Genomic DNA, 19,312 nt, shown 5'->3' with positions numbered 1-19,312 from the left:
GAGTCCTGAGTGTGGGGTGATTGGGTCAGGCTTAGTTTCCTGACTCCGCACCCGGCCTGCCATTCATCCCGGATGGCTTACCCCTGACACAACAGCACCTTAGCGCACATCACCCGCCGCTTAAGTAGCCTTGCCTCTATCGAATAACGCGAGGCAATCATGACCATCATCACAGACACCTCCCTGACTCTTGACCCACGTCGACAGGCGTCACTGCTTTACTGGCAGGGGTTTTCCGTGCCGCAGATTGCTGAAATGCTCGGACAGAAACGCCCGACGGTGCAAAGCTGGAAACAGCGCGACGGCTGGGACGGCATTGCGCCCATTACCCGCGTGGAAAACAGCCTTGAAGCACGGTTAATTCAGCTCATCACCAAGACCAAAAAAGACGGTGGCGACTTTAAAGAAATCGACCTGTTAGGCCGACAGATTGAGCGGCTGGCGCGGGTGAACCGTTACAACCAGACCGGCAGTGAAGCGGATTTAAATCCGAATGTGGCGAACCGCAATAAGGGTGAGCGTAAGAAGCCGAAAAAGAACTATTTCAGCGACGAGGCAATCGAGAAACTGGAAGAGATTTTCTTTGCTGAATCCTTCGAATATCAGCTCGGCTGGCATCAGGCGGGACTCCAGCACCGCATCCGCAATATTCTCAAATCCCGTCAGATTGGCGCGACGTTTTATTTCTCGCGCGAGTCGCTGTTACGTGCGCTGAAAACCGGCCATAACCAGATTTTCCTCTCCGCATCCAAGACGCAGGCGTATGTATTCCGCGAGTACATCATCCAGTTTGCGCGCCTGGTCGATGTTGACCTGACCGGCGACCCGATTGTCATCGGCAACAACGGGGCAAAACTGATTTTTCTCGGCACCAATTCCAGCACCGCGCAGAGCCATAACGGCGACCTGCTGGTCGATGAGATTTTCTGGATCCCCAACTTTCAGAAGCTGCGCAAAGTGGCATCCGGCATGGCGTCACAGCAGCACCTGCGCTCGACCTATTTTTCCACCCCGTCCACGCTGGCGCATGGGGCTTATCCATTCTGGTCAGGGGAACTGTTTAACAAAGGTCGGTCGGATAAAAGCGAGTGTGTGGATCTGGATATCAGCCACGCAGCATTAAAAAATGGCATGGCCTGTGCAGACGGTCAGTGGCGGCAGATTGTCACCATTGAGGATGCGCTCGCCGGGGGTTGTGACCTGTTTAATCTGGACACGCTGAAACGCGAAAACAGCGCCGATGATTTCCGCAATTTATTCATGTGCGAGTTTGTCGACGACAAAGCCTCGGTATTCCCGTTTGAGGAGTTGCAACGCTGCATGGTCGACAGTATGGAAGCCTGGGCGGATGACTGGCAGCCGTTCGCGACGCGCCCGTTTGGTTATCGTCCGGTGTGGATTGGTTACGATCCTTCACACACCGGCGACAGTGCCGGGTGTGTGGTGCTGGCACCACCAGTGGTGGCGGGAGGTAAATTCCGCATTCTGGAGCGCCACCAGTGGAAGGGAATGGACTTCGCCACACAGGCCGAATCCATCAAAAAACTGACCGAAAAATACCACGTCGAGTACATCGGCATCGATGCGACCGGCATCGGTCAGGGTGTGTACCAGCTCGTCAGAGCCTTCTACCCGGCCGCGCGGGAAATCCGTTACAGCCCGGAGGTGAAAACCGCGATGGTGCTCAAAGCCAAAGACACCATTGGCCGTGGGTGCCTGGAGTACGACGTGAGTTACACCGATATCACCGCCTCGTTTATGGCTATCCGCAAAACCATGACCGGCAGCGGGCGCAGTGCCACCTATGAAGCCAGCCGCAGTGAAGAAGCCAGCCATGCCGATGTCGCGTGGGCGACCATGCACGCGCTGTTAAATGAGCCATTAACCGCAGGAAGCGGTCAGGCATCCACCTCAATTCTGGAGTTCAACTGATGGCGAAGAAACGCAAACATCATGCAGCAAAAAACACACTCACGACACCGGCTGCGGCACCGCAAAAAATGGAAGCCTTCACCTTTGGTGAGCCGTCGCCGGTGCTCGACCGCCGCGATATTCTCGACTACACCGAGTGCGTCGGTAACGGCAAATGGTTTGAGCCGCCGGTGAGTTTTACCGGGCTCGCGAAAACGCTGCGCGCCGCCGTTCACCACAGCTCGCCGATTTACGTGAAACGCAATATTCTCGCCTCAACATTTATCCCGCATCCGTTACTTTCGCAACAGGATTTCAGCCGCTTTGCGCTGGATTTTCTGGTGTTCGGTAATGCTTTTCTGGAAAAGCGGATGAGCGTCACCGGCAAGCTGTTAAGGCTCGAAACCTCACCGGCCAAATACACCCGTAAAGGCACCGGCGAGGATGCGTACTGGTTCGTGCAGTCGTTTGTCACCCCGCATGAGTTCGCACCCGGTTCCGTGTTTCATCTGCTGGAACCGGATATTAACCAGGAGCTTTACGGCCTGCCGGAATACCTCAGCGCGCTTAACTCCGCCTGGCTGAATGAGTCGGCGACGCTGTTCCGTCGCAAGTATTACCAGAACGGTGCGCACGCCGGTTACATCATGTATGTGACCGATGCCGCCCAGAGCAGCACCGACGTGGAAGCACTGCGCGAGGCAATGCGCAGCTCGAAGGGATTAGGGAATTTTAAGAACCTGTTTTTCTACGCACCGAACGGGAAACCGGACGGCATTAAAATCGTACCGCTCAGTGAAGTGGCGACGAAGGATGATTTCTTTAACATCAAGAAAGCCAGCGCCGAGGATTTAATGAGTGCGCACCGCGTACCACCTCAAATGATGGGTGTTATTCCCAATAATACCGGCGGGTTTGGTGACGTGGTCAAAGCTGCACAGGTGTTTGTGCGTAACGAGCTGACGCCTTTGCAGGAGCGAATTAAAGAGGTGAATGAGTGGATTGGCGCAGAGGTGATCCGCTTTAAACCTTACGAGCTGACTACCGCCGAATAAATCTGATTGAAGCCGCTCACGAAGCGGCTTTTAACACCCTCACCTTACTTCCTCAGACGCTCCACAAAGCAATCTGCTGATAGCTACAACCAAACGCAGCAGTATATTTAAAAAATCCCACGACGATGCAATGAGACAATAATAATCTGTAGAAGCCGAATCCTTTTCTGACTGTGTGATACGGCAATGCGAGATTAGAATTACAGTCGGCTAAGAGCGAGGAACGGACGTGATACAAACCTTCTAGCTAAGAGGATTTAAACTGGTAGGGGTTGGCTCTCACTTCACGTCGACATCAACAGGCGCAGGCCCTCGAAAAGCTCTACGCCATTCGCTTGGACTGACGCTGAATCTCGCTTTGAAGCTCTGACGAAATGAGACTGGCGACTGAAAACCCACCATTTCGGATACACGTTCAATACTAATGTTTGTCGTTTCCAGTAACTCCTGACTTCTCTGAAGGCGTTCCGCGTTCAGCCAATCGCCAAGCGTCGTTCCGGTTGCCCTGAAAAAATGACGCGTTAACGTTCGTCGACTCATGCTGACAAACCCGGCAAGTGAGTCGAGATCATGAGGCTTGTCCAGGTTACGGCGCAGATACTCTATCAGTTCATTCATTTTGCTATCCCGGGTCGATACCGGGACCGGGCGTTCAATAAACTGGGCCTGGCCACCTTCCCGGTAAGGTGGAACAACCATTCTTCTTGCCACCCGGTTAGCTATAGCAGAACCGTAATGGTCACGGATAATATTCAGGCAGCAATCAATACCGGCGGCGGTGCCCGCTGAGGTAATCAGACGTTCATCACTGGTATACAGCGAGTTGCTGTCCAGATGGACAGCAGGAAATCGTTCAATAAAGTCCTGTTCGTATTCCCAGTGTGTGGCAGCACGGTGCCCATCCAGTAAGCCGGAATAGGCAAGTACGTAAGCACCGAGACAAAGTCCCACCACTTCTGCACCACGCTGCCATGCTTTTATTAACCCATCCAGCAGGGCCTGAGATGGTTTTTCTTCCGGATGATTCCAGTAAGGCACGATAATAATGTCTGCGGTGTCCAGCAGCTCAAGTCCATGCTCCACGTTGATGGACAGGCCCATATCAGACATAACAACGCCAGGGTTTTCAGCGCAGATTTCGACGCAGAATAAATCCGGTTGCGGCATAGACTGCCCGAAAATAATACAAGGGACTGAAAAGTGAAATGGGCTAAATCCGGCCGTGGCAATCACGGCGACCGTCAGTGCAGACATAACGTTAACCTTACCGTAAATGATAGCCACCGGCTTACCGGCGGCTAAAACGCTTATTTTAACTGACCAAACAATAACAGGTGACCAGTAGTAATGGCATTCCTCATCAGGTCAGGTGGGATGGCCTGTCAGAAAGCCATTGTCTCGCCGTCTGCGGGAATCAGAACCTTATCTTCAATACCATGTTCAAGCGTGAACTCGCGAAGTTCCGCACGGGTAAGAAGGCAATGATTAATCGATTCCATATGAGACGCCACGACGGTGGCATTGGGCAACATTTTCAGTGTGCGCAGTGTGTCCTCTTTGCCCATGATAATCGGACCGTAAAGGTCATTTACCGCATAACCGGTGTTCAGCACCACAATCTCCGGTTTGAAACGTTGCAGGTTTTTTGCGTAAGGCTTAACCCAGACAGTATCACCCGCGATATACAACGTTTTTTCATCATGGTGAGTGAAGACCAGCCCACATGCATCACCGAGTAGCTCACCCCACTGGGCATCAGCGTACAATTCGTTGCTGCCATGCTGGCCGTCGGTTTTGTAAATAGTCATGCCGTCTACGAAATGATTTTCCTCTTTCAGAACGCGAATGTTGAGAAAGCCCTGAGAGCGGAGAAGTGCCGCATCTTTTTCATCCTGCGTGTAGATAAGCATGTCTTTGGGAATAGCCTGCTGGGCAGCCTCATCCCAGTGATCGGTATGGGTGTGAGTCAGGATAACGGCATCAACCGTCAGTAAATCCTTAACGGCCACAGGCAAGGCCACCATTGGATTACGCAGATGTGGGCGTGCACTTCCAGCAAAGCCGTCCCAGGCTTCTTTTTCGGCCAGCATAGGATCGATAAGGAATTTTTTACCGGCATATTCCAGTACCAGCGTGGCGTTGCGGATTTGCGTTAATTTCATTTATTGCTCCAGTCATTAATCAGATTTATTCACCCACCGTATTGGCTGTTGTGCTGCCGGGGGGATGCGAGTGGGCTTACTATAAAATGAGGAAGGGAGAGGTCGTGACATGCTCTCTGGTCATTAACCGATGAAATCAGGTCAATCGTAATGCGCAGGGTTTAGTGGTATTCCGTTACAACCCAATGACGGTTCAAATGAAATAAAAAAGGGATGTGTTATCTGAAAAAACACATCCCCTGGATAGGCCTGTACTTAACAAAATCAGTTGGTTAACTCACATTGCAGCGTGCACTCAGTCCGAACAGGGCAAGATCGCTCAGAGCTTTGGTGGGTGCAGCGCATGCTTGCGCAATGATATGCATCTTCATGCCCTGAGCTTGCGGGGAAAGCGCAGTATGTGTGACACAGTGCTGCGTCATCATGCCGGTAAGATAGATATCAGTGATGCCATTCTCACGTAGCAACTGCTCAAGGCTGGTTTCGAAGAAGCTGTCTGCCTCTTTCTTGATAATCACGGGTGCATTTCCCAGTGCAGCAACAACATCCGGATGAATGTTCGCGCCTTTACTGTCAGGTTTGAAGAAAGGAGCTTCGGGCGTTGCAATATGCTGGATGCCGACGATAAGCCAACCTTCTTTGCGCGCTTTTTCAATCGCAGTCATTGCAGCTTTACAGGCTAGCTCAGGCTCCTCAAGCGGAAAGGCTCCGCCCGGGAAATAATCATTCTGAATATCAATAACAATCAGAGCATTTTTCATGTTGAGTCCTTGGGGTTTATTGGTTGGAAGGTTCACAGAGTCAATTTACTGCAGTGGTAAAGTGACCTCATTCTCAGCGTTATCCTGACGTTTTTTACGCACAGCGAGCCACAGTAGCGGCACCATAAGAAACAGGACCCAGGGTACTAAAAGGAGGTGCATGGTTTTCCAGCCATAAGCATTTAGCAGTGGGCCGGCACCCAGCGAACAAATCAGGCTGAAGATAAAGACGCTCATGTCATTGGTCGCCTGCGCAACCCCCTTTTCCTCTGTAGTGTAAGTTGTTGCCAATAAGCTGGTTCCGCCGACATAGAGAAAGTTCCAACCGATTCCCATCAATATTAATGCACCCGTAAACACTCCCCAGGTGACGCCTGAAAACGCCAGAGCAAGGTAAGCAAGCATGAGAAGAATGCCCGCCAGCATAATGTTAATGACGCCAAATCGGTCGATCAGTTTTCCGGTGAAGAATGACGGTACAAACCGGCCCAGTATGTGGAGCTGTATCACGGTAGCAATTTGAGGCAAGTCAAAATCGTAGTGCTTCATCGCGATAGGTGTCGCGGTCAGGCCCAGTACCATAATTCCAAATCCTGACGCGCCGGAAAAAAGGGCAACAAGATAAGCGGGCTGAAAAACGACTTTTTTCCATGACCTCGCGATAACGTGTTCAGAAGCTTCCATTGACTGAACCGGTATCTGTAAACGTGATAATAGCAACAGACCCACCGAAGCCATTATTCCCATAAAGAGGAATGACCCTGCATAGGAAACGCTAAAAAATGCGCTTCCGAAGCTTGCCAGAAACGGGCCAAGCAGAGCGGCAACGACACCTCCAGCCAATACCAGCGAAATAGCTTTAGTCCGGAATGCCGGGAGAACGACTTCACCGGCGGCAAAGCGATAAAACTGAGCGAACGCCTGATAAATCCCCAGAAAGAACATACCAATACACAGCAGAATGAAGGAATATTGGATCATTGCCGCCATGGAAATAATAGCCGACATAATTCCGCTCAGAGCACCGGTTATAAAGCCGGTTTTCCTGCCTATCCGGCTCATCCATAACGATGCAGGAAACATCACTAACACAGTGCCAAGACTTGCCATTGCGAGCGGTACGGTGCTCAGCGCGGGGCCGGGGGCAAGAAGCGCACCTGCAAGCCCACCGATAGTCATTATCAGTACCGCTATGGATTGAAAGATGGCCTGAGAACCTGCAAGTATCAGGACCTGTCGATGCATATTCCTCATTTTTTTGAAGCTCCGAAAGACACGAAATTAAGCATCATTACAATTTCAGTCTCAGTGACTATTACTGACTGAGTTAAGGTTGCGTCACTCAGAAAGATGCTGGGCCAGGATGGCGATCAGGTTTGAACAAGGCGATTTTTCATGAGAAAGATGAGCTAATGGCCTGCTGACGTTGCCATTATAGGGAGAGTGATGAGTAGTCAGTGAGTGGGCTGCACGCCAGGAATCAATGAAATCGGGCCAATATGTCATGCGGTCGAGTAAAGACCTAATCAGCCAATGCCATCCAGGAAATCATTCAACGTTAATATGCTTTTTTATCTGGTCGTCCGCTCCTGGCACTGAGCGGACAGTCCAAACGGCTGCCCGGTACGCTATGAGCGAGGAACATAAATAACAAATGTGATGGTCCTCAAAAACCATATCTGCATATCTGCTGAATTTAACCAAAAACATGCATAGTTTCCAACTGCTCGGTTTTCATTTCATTGCAAGACGATAAAAAATCATCCTTAAAACTTGGCGGGGGAGATCTTAGTTGCTGCACTGCCTCTTTATTTACTTCTAATTCCCGTAATTGTGCAATTGTACTTCTATGAATCGATGAGAGAAAAAAATCGCCTGCGTTTGTTTTATGACTCTCCAGATAATTAGTTAGTATTTTAGACGATGCTTGAATTGCTTTTTCCTCAGAAAAACCCAAAGCAAAGCGAGAGTAGATGACATTATATTGGTACAGGCATGCTGCTTCAGCCATTTGTTTAGCTTGCTCCTTTGGGGAGGGCTGACTTGCCCACGACTGGGAACTGATGATAAATATAAGCAGTAACAATCGTATTTTCATGTGTAGAATCCATATCCATTGGGAATACAATATGTAAACCTAACTAGCGTGGCTTTGCAACATCCGCTTTTGGCACAGAGCGGCCCATCAGATTATGTTTAGCCCTATGCTGTACCATTGTCAGTTCAAATCTAAGCTAATACATTTGAACTGACACCCGCCGCATAATCCATGGTATCACCAACTCAGGTAGCGCATTTTCAACGCCCTCTTCTCGCTTACTCAGACATCCCTCACACCGCGTAACGCCACAACCACAACGTGCATACCTGCGCATCGCTCAACACCTCAGCGAGGCGTTCATGTGGTGGAAAATAAAATAATTAAATGCTCCAGCGCGCAATGCTATCCCCGCCACGCCTGCCCGCTTCATGGGTCGGTTTTAATGCAGGTGCATCTCTCGTTTCATGCCACCCCCCGTCACTTCATTAGTTTAAAAAAAGATGAAGAAAGCGCATGCAAATAAATGCAGCAACTCTAAAAGATTTTATCGTTCCGTGATCATATTTTCTGCGATTAAATTTTTACAGTAGACAATCGTTGATAGATAATTTTAACGTCCACACAGCAATGGGCATCTATTGTTTCTATGACAACATCTAAACACTTTGGATAAGCATAAAAATCAACCTCTAAAATAAAAAATTAAGGATTACATAATGTTAGAGCAGTCCGCGGCAGAAAAAAAATTGGAAATTAAAAAGCGTACCATTAAAGATTTAGCTGACTATATTAGAACTCGCTCCGGCAACTCACCAAATTATTGTCTTTTTTTAGGCGCAGGTGCTTCTGTTACCTCAGGGATTCATACTGCGGTTGAGCTTGTCAATGGATGGCGTCGAGAAATATTCACAAGACTTGCGCATACTCCGTACAATTCGGATAAAGAAGCTCAAGACTGGCTTAAAAACCATCATCCTGACTGGTATGAACCAGGAAATGAATATTCGTCACTATTTGAGAAAAAATTTGACCTACCATCACAAAGAAGACGGTTTGTTGAGCTACAAGTCGATAAAAAATTACCATCTATTGGATACGCATATTTAGTCGAACTATTTGAATCTAAATGTTTTGATACGGTATTCACAACCAACTTTGATGACCTGATTAATGAAGCATTTTATCAATTCTCCTCAGATAGACCACTTCTATGTGCCCATGACTCCTCTATTAAAGGAATTTCTGTAACCTCATCCAGACCAAAAATAATTAAACTACATGGGGACTATTTATTCGATAGCATTAAGAGTTCATTGCGAGAAACCGAATCATTAGAAAGTAACACAAAAGAAAAACTACTTGAGTTTACGAAAGAATATGGTTTGATTTTTGTAGGTTATGCTGGCAATGACAACTCAATAATGGATGTATTGAAGTTTTTATTAAAACAAGATGACTATCTTAAAAATGGAATATATTGGTGCAAACGTAAAGGTGACGTCATCAGCTCAGAGCTTTTTAAACTGTTAAACCATGAAAAGGTTTACTGGGTTGAAATAGATGGCTTTGATGAACTCATGGCTGAATTATCGCATGAAATGGGCAAAGGATTATCCCTAGGTGGTTCTAATAAGTCAACCAAGCGAGAGAGGATGATAAGTAATTTCATCAAAGATGAATTTGAATTGAAAAAAAACCCGAGAATATCAGAAGATTTGAAAGAATTAAGAAAATTCACATACACTCAAGATATCTCATCTCTCATCAATGAGTTATCAAACAATGATGACAACGATTCAAAAATACCTGAGGAAGATTTTAAAAATCTTTTAGCTGTAGATAACTTAGTGCGAAATGGTTCTTATGATGTTGCAGAAAAAGAAATTATTACATTACTGAGTAGTAATGTGAAAGACGATATGAAAGCAAAATACCTACATCGTCTAATAGATGTTTATGATGATAAAGGTGAAACTAAGAACGCTTTAGAACAAAGTGACCGATTAATTGCATTAGACGAATATAATATTAACTACACTTTCGCAAAGTGCAATCTATTAAAAGAAAGCAAAGAAAAAATAATATATCTCAGAGGGCTCTCAGATAAATTCCAGTACAGCATAGCCCTTAAGAATGAATTAGCCAGATATGCCATAAATTATTTAAGAGATAAACATCAAGATCCTATTGTTACCTTTAAGGATATATATTCATGGATAGAGCAAAGTTTTAAACAGGATGCTAGCTTGGATAACCAAGCCTGGCGCCTTAAATATGATGCAATTAAATCAGAACATGCGCATAGCTTTGATAAAAAAATCAGAGATGAATTAACAAACTCTCTTCTTGACACAATGAAAAGTATCAACCCTACACATGACAACTATTTTTATGTGTATTCTTCCGCAGTGTGTGACCGACTTTCAAAGGATGCTATCATAGAATGTATTAATACATTAAATGAGCGATATGAGAAATCTTCTAGAAAATTCAAAAAACATATCATTAAACACCTTACTCAATTACACCTTTGCCTATTTGATTTAGACACTGATGACAGAAATGATGAATTAATGTGTCGTTTCATTGATATGTATACACCTGACAAAGAAGAATCATCAACTGCACCATTCTTGATTTTCAGAGCTCGCTATGAGATTGGTTGTAATAAAAATATTGCGGAAGGAATAAAACTTGCAAAAGAAGCAATGGACAGCCCTTGGCGCAATTCTTATGTTGAGGCAATTGTAGATATATTACTAATTGACGAATCAAATATTGAAATAGTAGACGAGTTCTTGGATTCTGTTGAAAAAGACACATCTGAAATTTTAGTAGAGAAGCTAAGATCAGACATTAAAATCATACGTGGCGATTACAAATCAGCATTGAAACATATTGAAAATGCATATCATCACCAATGGTCGATAACACGGTACACGATGGCGAAGGCATATATAAACCTCAAAGCAAAAAACTATCAAGAAACAATTAAAATTGTTAATGATAACCTTGAAAAAGTTAATAACTACAGAGACCAAGATGTTCTCATTATAAATAGAGAAGTGGCCAAAAAAGCGTTGGGATTAGAAAACAAAAAAAATGAATTGCAAAGTATTCTATCACACCGCCAATCCAAAGGTGAGGTCGCAATGTGCGCTTTCTTTATCCTCGGAGATGAGCTTAATGCGAAAAAACAATTAAAGTTGTGCATTGAACGTGATTATATGAATCTTTTTCGCTTTAGAGACTGGCCAGCTTTACCGGCATCAGTACTGAATCAGTATACTGTAGTAGATAAATTAGCAGTGTAAAGTTGATATGTGCGTGCGTTCTAATGTCTGCACGCACATTTTCATACGTAATACCTTACATTTTATTTAAACATTATAGCTCTATTAACATACCAACCTTATTAACCACGTGGTCATTCCAAACCTTCACAAATATCTCTTAAGAATCATCACAACTATTACATAGAAATATTACATCATGATTTTATATTTTTAGGTAGCAGGGAAGCCTGATGGCCCTGTCTTTAATATACTCCAGAGCTCTGCTCTAACATCAATATTACCCCAGCTAACATTGTCACAATCCAGCAGATTAAGCACCTCCACACCTTGCTCCGACGCCGTAAGTGCTCTTTCCATTTCACTATTCAAACCACCTAACCCACAGTTATTGACAGGACTCCGAGTCGCGGCAGAGCCGCTCTTTACGGTCAAAAGATTAAGGTCAACGTCAACGGCTTTTGCAACGATGCGCCATTGAGTTGTACGCGTAACATGAACATTGTCAGAACCAAGATGCGGGGCGAAAATGCCCACAACCTTCTGCACCTCCTCGTCATACGCATTAAGCTCGTCAGCCACCTTACGGGCAACCCGGACAGTCTGCGTGTCACGTGGTACGTTTGCCCCACCCTGTGCAGCAATGTACAAGTCAAAATCACCGCCGTCGGCTGCGGCTCTGACATCTTCGACTCGCTCATCAAGCTCACTGGCGATGCTCACGCCACGCGGTAATTTACGCAGCTCGCGATAAGCGCCCATTGTCGGCACACCAATCGGTTTAAATTGAGGGATGCGCCATGTGGACGCCCAGGCATTAACGGCTGCTGCGGTGTCTTTTAACGGCTTGCCGGTGTCTTTATCCAGTTCGCCATCCAGAGCGTAACCGTCGATATTCTTCGCGATGTATTTTGCGATATAACCCGCCGCCCCACCTTTGTTGAGGTGCTTACATTCAAAGCGATTTTTCGCCGCCCCAGGTTCATCACCATCTTCTTTTAAAGAGTAACGACTCATGATCCGGATAACCTGCTGACGCTGGTCAGGCTGGCAGAAAAGCATCATGTGCCAGTGCGGTGTGCCATCGTGATGAGGCTCGACGACGCGCATGCCATACACATTCAGGTCATTGTCTTTGAATGCAGTGCGCATCTTGCTCCAGATGCCACACAGATAGCGCTGACCATCTTTCGGGCTGTAGGCTTCTTCGTTCCATTTATGGTTAAGCAGGACGGTTTTATCCGCACCTGCGACGCGTGTCGGGTGATATTTGGATGGGGTCGTTATGGTAATAAACATTCCGACATCACCCTTGCTGGAGGCGTAACGCTCAATACCCGCAATAGTGTTCATTAATTCCATGCGGCGGATTTCAGGGTTAGAAATGCTTTTAAGCACCTTATCAATCAGGTCGATTCGCTCGCCGGTTTCCACGTTCTCTAGTTCGCGGCTTTTCAGATATTCCAGATTAGCCAGGCGACGCGCATGTACATCCCGAATGGCTTGTTTGCTGGCGTAAGGTGAACGTTTTTTACTGACCTCGCCGACCGCAATTAACAGCGCTTCATTCCATCGGGTGCGCTGTGCTTTAAACTGAGCAACCCACCAGTCATCGGTAATCAGACGGAAAACGGCTGAAAACGCTTCACGTGCAGTCAGCTTTCCTTTGCGATACTTTTTCCAGTGCAGCGGCGTGACATTGAACGCGCGGGCTGCCCCCGCAATTTCACCGTAAAGCCAGGATTGAGCCTCATCGGTAAACAGCACTTCTTTTTTTTCGCCCTCATGTTCGCTGGCATAGCTGTCGCTGAGTTCTTCATATGCACTGAATAACTGAGCCGCTATCCGTCCCGCGAACTTCTCCAGCGCTTTATCGTTCATACCCGGCAGATGTGAGTAAGCATCCTGTTCGGACAAAAAACGTATTGAAGCGTCGGTGTTCATCCGGTGATTGCGATTTACGCGTTCAATGCGTGGCCATAAGCGCCGCTTGAAAGTGGAGGTCAGGAACCGCAATGCATCAAGCTGGCTTGAGTGGCGTTTCAGCCAGTCATAGCGGTTACTGAATTTGGTGCTGAGGTTATGCGGGAGCGTATTTATTTCAGCTAAAACCGCTTGCACCTGACGGTGTTCATCACGTGTAAGCGGTCTGTCATAGGGATCTCGCGAGATAGCCTCGCGTGGTGCGTTCCAGGGATAAGCACCGACGAATGATTTGCCGGTGCCTTGATTCAGAGGTGTGGCAGAAGGAGCGATACGCCCCCGCTCATTATTGAGCATTGGCATTAAAAGCGTTTTCACATACCTGTGCAATACGCGCAATTTCTGCGGCCATTGCCTCAACCGAATCAACAACCGAGGTCTGGATGTGATGATGGATCAGACCGGTTACAAGCTGGTTAATCTTCGGGTAATAACCAATAGTATCTAACCATTCTTTGCCCGCCATTTTGCCTGTTTTCGCAATCTTCTTTTCCTGCAAAATAAACTGATACTGGTCGCTGGTAATGACCCACTTATCGCTAACCTGAATATGAACAGACATAATTAACTCTCACTATTATTGATTTTATTCATGACGGTCTGACACAGTTCGCCACAATGATTTATCTCTTTTAAAAGCTCGCGGGTGTTATTGACTCGTTTCAGATAAACAGCCCGTTTGACCATCAGGTTAATCAGGTCGGAAATCAGCTTTAACTCACTGGAATAAATTGCGACCGTTGGATAAGAAACTACGCCGGTGTCCTTATCGTGTTTAACATCAGCCAGGACAAAGGAGCCATTCAGCTTCGAAACCGCATACCAGTTTTTGACGATAATCCGGCGGCTACTCACAGGCCAGCCCTCTCTGATAGCTGAGACCTGACTTATGCAGCTTCTGAGATTCCTGGTGAAGTAGATCCACAATCTCAACACCCGATAATTCGTTTTTCGTAATGTGGCGAATAAGCCCATCAATATGTGACGAGTATTTAACAGCCGCATCTGCCCTAGCTTCCGCTCGGGCATGAGTGAGAAGTGAATTTAACTGTACTGTATTACATTGATGATTAATTTCTTTTTGCATAAACCCTGACTCCAGATAATAAAAAGCCCCACACAGTGAAGTGTGTTAATTTTTTCTACCGGTTAATTAATGGAGATATTGTTCAGGTTTAACCGCTGTCAATATTGCTGGCGTGTACTCAAATAAATTAAATAGCTCGCGCAATGCCCTTATTAAAGCATCCCGCCAGGTACATTGTTCGTTTTCTATATACCAATAAGGTTGATTAAATTCGTCTTCCGACAGTCCGGCATGTAAAAACAGTGTTCGCCGCTGGCTCACAGTAAGACGACCTATAAATCCTGCTTTGCTTACACCTATAGCTCGCTGTTTTGTGAATGCGCCGCGTAGTTCATCAATGGCACAGACAATACGCTCACGATCACAATCGTTCATTTCTTCCAGACGCATGACAGAATGGCGTTGTTTTAACTGAGCGTGAAAGCAAACTGTAAGGCGTTCACGTTCCAGCATGTCATTGTAGAAATTACAGGATTCAACCCAGCGAGGTTTTGCCAGATGTTTAGCAACCAGGCCACGCAGACCAGCCGGTTGATTTTTCACTACTGCAAATGTCATGACTGTCATTTAAATAGTCTCCCTGCCACTTTCAGGCATCGCTGAAAAGCACCGGCAATTTTATAACGACGAGCCTGACGAATAATTACGCCTCGACGTCCTTTACCGTGGGTAATAGTGAAATCCATCGGGCGAGTGGCCTGATGATTATGCAGGAGTTGAGCAATACATCTTGGTTCTGACATGCCCTTCCCCTTATGCCGCATGGTGACGACGAGGTTTATTTGCGCTTATGCGGTTCTTCCAGTCGTGCCATTCTTCGGGAGCACTATCGACTAACTGCCGCGCGTACTTATCCCATTCCCCTTTGTGAATCCACAATTCAGCAAGTCCACCGGGTTTACTAGGATCAGCCATGTAAAAAGCTGGTAATTTGCCTGCTTTTGCCATTGCAACTACAGCTGTTGTGGTCTTACCTACATAAAGAGCAAAGCCCTCTTTTGAGAGAAGTTCTGATGGTACTGGGGATAAACCCACCAGTTTTTTCTGTCCTTTCTCCTCGTTAACTTTTTTATCAACAAGGGTAATTGATTGAAGCATTTCAGATTCAGACATCATTTTGCTATTCTCCAATTTGATTTCTTATTTCCAATTAGAACCACTTAGATCTAGTTGGTGCCTTTCAAAGTCTAGATATCCAAAATAATGGGAGATATGCGATTAAATGTCAATTGATCAATCCGAGAAATTAAAGCTAATCAGGGACTCTGAACGCCTAAAATCCAAGGAAGTTGCTGAATTAGTTGGATTAAATTATTCCAGCTACCATGGCTATGAGTCAGGCAAAGCTAAAATGTCCATGGAGGCAGGAATTAAGCTCTTTAAACACCCACGTTTTCGCAAATACCGTGATTGGTTTATGTTCGATGAAGTAGATCCTGCGGCCGGTCAAATAGCACCGGCTCTCGCACACTTTGGGCAAGACGTAACAACATTACCGTCCTCAGACAAAAAGACTGGCTGACGATAAGTGCATTGCAGGAATGCTCAACTTGTTTACAACCTAACTGTTTGAGTGGGCGAATATTTTTTAATAAACCTAGTTTTGATTTAAACACTATCGGAGGGCTTCGCTATGTCGATTAAGAAGCTTGATGATGGTCGTTATGAAGTGGACATTCGACCGCAAGGTGCCGACGGAAAGCGCATCAGGCGGAAATTTAATACTAAAGGTGAAGCACAGATTTTTGAGCGCCACACAATAAGCCAGATGCATAACAAACCCTGGCTCTCAAAGGCAGCAGATAGGCGTAAGCTTACTGAATTACTTGATTTATGGTGGTTGTATTTTGGGCGTTCACATGCTCGCGGTGAGAAGGACAAAGAACGACTGACGACGATTATCGGCTATTTAGCTGAAATGGGCATCACTCGCGCAGACCAACTCACGACAAAATCAATCATGAGCTACAGAGCGAAAATGATTGATGCCGGATTGAAAAATACCAGTGTCAACAGACACCACATTTTCCTTAGTGGCATGTTCACAAAGTTGGTTAATGCTGGCGAATTTCAGAACGATAACCCTTTCAGGGGAATTAAGCGCCTCAAAGAACAGGTAAGCGAAATGACTTATCTGACGACTGAGGAGATTCAGAAACTACTTACCCTGTTAGAGGGTGATGATCTGAAAGTCGTTCTTCTAAGTCTCGCAACTGGTGGGAGATGGGGAGAGGTTTCGTCGTTAAAAGCTGAGAACATCATCGGAGGTAAAGTTATTTTTAACCAAACCAAAAGCGGCAGACGTCGTGCTGTTCCGATATCAGCTGAACTTGAGAAAAGGATCAAGCTCAAACAAAGCGGCAAATTACTCATGGCTAACTATCAGCGAGTAAGAAATGTACTTAAATCCATGAAACCTGATTTACCAGACGGGCAGGCACTTCATGTTTTGCGCCATACGTTTGCAACACACTTCATGATTAACGGGGGAAATATTATCACCCTGCAACGAATTCTTGGTCATGCAACCATACAACAAACGATGGCCTATGCTCATTTTGCACCAGACCATTTACATGATGCTGTTAGTCGAAATCCTTTAGTCTCAGTGTCCATAGAATGTCCACAATCCTGTACTAGTTAGTGCTTGTTAGCTCGACTTTGAAAAGTTAACTCATTGATTGTTATAGACCCCCTTGTGTATCAAGGGGGTAGTGAGTCCCCCACGGGAGGCTTTTTCGTTTATCGCATCCTTCGATTCACATTCTGGCACTGGCGGTAACGCGCTTTTGTTTCCGTTGATGGTGCATTTTTGAAAATCTTTTTAAACAGAATCCCCCTCAGTAGCACAAACATAAATTATTTGTATTCTTAAGTGGCGAAATGTAACTCTTTGGTTATATTTATAAAACGAAAATGCTTAGCAGTGATTCTTATCACTTAAGCGACCAAATAATTTCCAGATGTGATTACTCGAAGAAGCTGAGTAGTTAGAAGGTTTTAACATGAGGGGTACAAATGAGACTTACGTTGATCGTCAAAAGTCTTGCACTGGCAGGGTTGCTTTCCTCCACTGCACTGACACCTTTGTTCGCGCAGGTAGCACCAAAAGGTGCCACAGCGTCAACAAAGCAAGCTAACGATGCACTTTATAACCAGCTTCCTTTTTCCGATAACACCGATTTCACGAATGCTCACAAAGGCTTTATCGCCGCTTTACCTCAGGAGGTGATTAAAGGCGAGCAGGGAAATGTTATCTGGAACCCGCAACAGTATGCATTTATTAAAGAAGGGGAAAAATCCCCTGACACCGTAAACCCGAGCCTCTGGCGACAGTCTCAGTTGATCAATATCAGCGGTCTGTTTGAAGTGACTGAGGGCGTTTACCAGATCCGTAACCTCGATTTATCCAACATGACCATCATTGAGGGTAAAGAAGGGATTACCGTCGTTGACCCGCTGGTTTCAGCAGAAACAGCAAAAGTCGGCATGGATTTGTACTTCAAAAATCGCGGCAATAAACCTGTCGTCGCCATCATTTATACCCATAGCCACGTTGACCATTATGGCGGCGTGCGTGGTGTGGTAGATGAAGCGGATGTGAAATCCGGGAAGGTAAAAGTTTATGCGCCAGCAGGCTTCATGGAAGCAGCGGTCGCGGAAAACATTATGGCGGGCAATGTCATGAGCCGCCGTGCCAGCTATATGTATGGCAACCTCCTGAAACCTGAAGCCACCGGCCAGGTCGGCGCGGGTCTGGGCACCACCACCTCAGCGGGTACCGTGACGCTGATTGCCCCAACGAACATCATCGAGAAAGATGGTCAGAAGGAAGTCATTGATGGTCTGACGTATGACTTCATGCTGGCACCGGGTTCAGAAGCCCCGTCTGAAATGCTGTGGTATATCGAAGAGAAGAAACTCATCGAAGCCGCAGAGGATGTGACTCACACTCTGCACAATACTTACTCTCTGCGCGGCGCGAAAATTCGTGAACCGCTACCATGGTCGAAATACATCAACGAAGCCATTGTGCGTTGGGGTGACAAAGCCGAAATCATTATGGCTCAGCACCACTGGCCGACATGGGGTAACGAAAACGTGGTTGGCCTGCTGAAAAGCCAGCGTGACCTGTATCGTTATATCAACGACCAGACCCTGCGCATGGCTAACGAAGGCCTGACACGCGATGAAATTGCTGCCAACTTCAAACTACCAGACAGCCTGGCGAAGACCTGGGCTAACCGCGGCTATTACGGCTCCATCAGCCATGACGTAAAAGCGACCTATGTGCTGTATCTCGGCTGGTACGATGGCAACCCGGCAACGCTTGATGAATTACCGCCGGAAGAAGCGGCTAAGAAATTTGTTGAGTACATGGGCGGTGCCGATGCGATTCTTCAGAAAGCGAAAACCGACTTTGACCAGGGTAACTACCGTTGGGTTGCTCAGGTGGTGAGTAAAGTGGTGTTTGCCGATCCAAATAACCAGAATGCGCGTAACCTGGAAGCGGACGCACTGGAACAACTGGGTTATCAGGCAGAGTCTGGCCCATGGCGTAACTTCTACCTGACCGGTGCTCAGGAGCTGCGCAATGGTGTGGTTAAAGGCCCAACACCGAATACGGCAAGCCCGGATACCGTTCGTGCGATGACGCCTGAAATGTTCTTCGATTTCCTGGCGGTACATATCAACGGTGAAAAAGCGGGTAATGCCAAAGCGGTATTTAATATCGACCTGGGTAGCGACGGCGGTAAGTACAAGCTGGAGCTGGAAAACGGCGTGCTAAACCACACGCCTAATGCCGAAGCGAAAGATGCTGATGCCACGATTGCTCTGAACCGTGACACGCTGAATAAAATCATCCTGAAAGAAGAAACCCTGAAGCAGGCTGAAGATAAAGGCGAGGTTAAAGTCACCGGTAATGGTGCGAAGCTCGATGAGATGTTGGGCTATATGGACAAGTTTGAGTTCTGGTTCAATATCGTTACGCCATAAATGCATACCCTGCGGCAGCGA

Annotated in this window: 18 protein-coding genes; 6 read left to right on the top strand and 12 right to left on the bottom strand. The window is 46.5% G+C overall.

Features of this window, described 5'->3' with window-relative positions; translation table 11 throughout:
* The first annotated feature begins 159 nt into the window (after positions 1–159).
* Together AC0IWZ_RS08630 and AC0IWZ_RS08625 are read left to right on the top strand one after the other, a co-directional pair.
* Positions 160–1,932 carry a terminase ATPase subunit family protein gene (locus AC0IWZ_RS08630; RefSeq protein ID WP_471677602.1) on the top strand — a complete coding sequence of 591 codons (1,773 nt, stop codon included), beginning with the start codon at positions 160–162 and terminating at the stop codon, positions 1,930–1,932.
* Positions 1,932–2,966, top strand: coding sequence for a phage portal protein (locus tag AC0IWZ_RS08625; RefSeq protein ID WP_471677603.1), 1,035 nt, complete (start codon positions 1,932–1,934; stop codon positions 2,964–2,966). Before AC0IWZ_RS08630 ends, AC0IWZ_RS08625 begins: the two co-directional genes overlap by 1 nt.
* Positions 2,967–3,245: 279 nt before the next feature.
* Here AC0IWZ_RS08625 and AC0IWZ_RS08620 read toward each other — a convergent pair whose 3' ends face one another.
* The 5 genes from AC0IWZ_RS08620 to AC0IWZ_RS08600 all read right to left on the bottom strand — a co-directional run bounded on the left by AC0IWZ_RS08620 (position 3,246) and on the right by AC0IWZ_RS08600 (position 7,987).
* Positions 3,246–4,220 carry a GlxA family transcriptional regulator gene (locus tag AC0IWZ_RS08620; RefSeq protein WP_034496757.1) on the bottom strand — a complete coding sequence of 325 codons (975 nt, stop codon included), beginning with the start codon at positions 4,218–4,220 and terminating at the stop codon, positions 3,246–3,248.
* A 128-nt stretch (positions 4,221–4,348) separates the two neighbouring features.
* Positions 4,349–5,128, bottom strand: a complete 780-nt coding sequence (locus AC0IWZ_RS08615) for an MBL fold metallo-hydrolase (protein ID WP_016246480.1) — start codon at positions 5,126–5,128, stop codon at positions 4,349–4,351.
* 272 nt (positions 5,129–5,400) lie between these two features.
* Positions 5,401–5,889: a cysteine hydrolase family protein gene (locus AC0IWZ_RS08610; protein WP_016246481.1), complete on the bottom strand. Its 489-nt coding sequence runs from the start codon at positions 5,887–5,889 to the stop codon at positions 5,401–5,403.
* Positions 5,890–5,934: 45 nt separating this feature from the next.
* The gene (locus AC0IWZ_RS08605) at positions 5,935–7,068 is read right to left on the bottom strand and encodes an MFS transporter (RefSeq protein ID WP_241973932.1); all 1,134 of its coding nucleotides are present in this window, start codon (positions 7,066–7,068) and stop codon (positions 5,935–5,937) included.
* Positions 7,069–7,585: 517 nt separating this feature from the next.
* Entirely contained in the window at positions 7,586–7,987 is a 402-nt protein-coding gene (locus AC0IWZ_RS08600; RefSeq protein WP_034496762.1) for a hypothetical protein, read from the bottom strand.
* A 659-nt stretch (positions 7,988–8,646) separates the two neighbouring features.
* On the opposite strand from AC0IWZ_RS08600, the gene AC0IWZ_RS08595 reads away from it, so the two are divergent.
* Complete coding sequence (locus tag AC0IWZ_RS08595; protein ID WP_471677604.1) at positions 8,647–11,244, top strand: SIR2 family protein; 2,598 nt, start codon at positions 8,647–8,649, stop codon at positions 11,242–11,244.
* A gap of 192 nt (positions 11,245–11,436) precedes the next feature.
* On the opposite strand, the gene AC0IWZ_RS08590 is transcribed toward AC0IWZ_RS08595, so the two are convergent.
* The 7 genes from AC0IWZ_RS08590 to AC0IWZ_RS08560 form a co-directional block, all read right to left on the bottom strand.
* A complete protein-coding gene (locus tag AC0IWZ_RS08590) occupies positions 11,437–13,509 on the bottom strand; it encodes a replication endonuclease (RefSeq protein WP_471679072.1) in 2,073 nt (690 codons plus the stop codon).
* On the bottom strand, positions 13,493–13,768 hold the full coding sequence (locus AC0IWZ_RS08585; RefSeq protein WP_471677605.1) for a DUF5405 family protein: 276 nt from the start codon (positions 13,766–13,768) through the stop codon (positions 13,493–13,495). The genes AC0IWZ_RS08590 and AC0IWZ_RS08585 overlap by 17 nt, the downstream gene beginning before the upstream one ends.
* A 2-nt stretch (positions 13,769–13,770) precedes the next feature.
* Positions 13,771–14,061 carry a DUF5405 family protein gene (locus tag AC0IWZ_RS08580; protein WP_471677606.1) on the bottom strand — a complete coding sequence of 97 codons (291 nt, stop codon included), beginning with the start codon at positions 14,059–14,061 and terminating at the stop codon, positions 13,771–13,773.
* Entirely contained in the window at positions 14,054–14,293 is a 240-nt protein-coding gene (locus tag AC0IWZ_RS08575; RefSeq protein ID WP_471677607.1) for a DUF2732 family protein, read from the bottom strand. The genes AC0IWZ_RS08580 and AC0IWZ_RS08575 overlap by 8 nt, the downstream gene beginning before the upstream one ends.
* Before the next feature lie 66 nt (positions 14,294–14,359).
* Entirely contained in the window at positions 14,360–14,860 is a 501-nt protein-coding gene (locus tag AC0IWZ_RS08570) for a replication protein B (RefSeq protein ID WP_471677608.1), read from the bottom strand.
* Positions 14,857–15,036, bottom strand: a complete 180-nt coding sequence (locus tag AC0IWZ_RS08565) for a hypothetical protein (protein WP_471677609.1) — start codon at positions 15,034–15,036, stop codon at positions 14,857–14,859. Before AC0IWZ_RS08565 ends, AC0IWZ_RS08570 begins: the two co-directional genes overlap by 4 nt.
* A 10-nt stretch (positions 15,037–15,046) precedes the next feature.
* Entirely contained in the window at positions 15,047–15,409 is a 363-nt protein-coding gene (locus AC0IWZ_RS08560) for a Cox family DNA-binding protein (RefSeq protein WP_471677610.1), read from the bottom strand.
* A 106-nt stretch (positions 15,410–15,515) separates the two neighbouring features.
* Between AC0IWZ_RS08560 and AC0IWZ_RS08555 the strand changes: the two genes are divergently transcribed.
* From AC0IWZ_RS08555 to AC0IWZ_RS08545, 3 genes are all read left to right on the top strand, one after another.
* On the top strand, positions 15,516–15,815 hold the full coding sequence (locus tag AC0IWZ_RS08555) for a helix-turn-helix domain-containing protein (RefSeq protein ID WP_471677611.1): 300 nt from the start codon (positions 15,516–15,518) through the stop codon (positions 15,813–15,815).
* Between the two features lie 111 nt (positions 15,816–15,926).
* On the top strand, positions 15,927–16,937 hold the full coding sequence (locus AC0IWZ_RS08550; protein ID WP_471677613.1) for a phage integrase: 1,011 nt from the start codon (positions 15,927–15,929) through the stop codon (positions 16,935–16,937).
* Positions 16,938–17,311: 374 nt separating this feature from the next.
* Positions 17,312–19,291, top strand: coding sequence for an alkyl/aryl-sulfatase (locus AC0IWZ_RS08545; protein ID WP_471677614.1), 1,980 nt, complete (start codon positions 17,312–17,314; stop codon positions 19,289–19,291).
* Positions 19,292–19,312 lie beyond the last annotated feature (21 nt).

The organism is Buttiauxella sp. AC142 (assembly GCF_979253435.1).
Note: the sequence above shows the minus strand (reverse complement) of the source record. Positions and strands in the feature narration are given on the sequence as shown.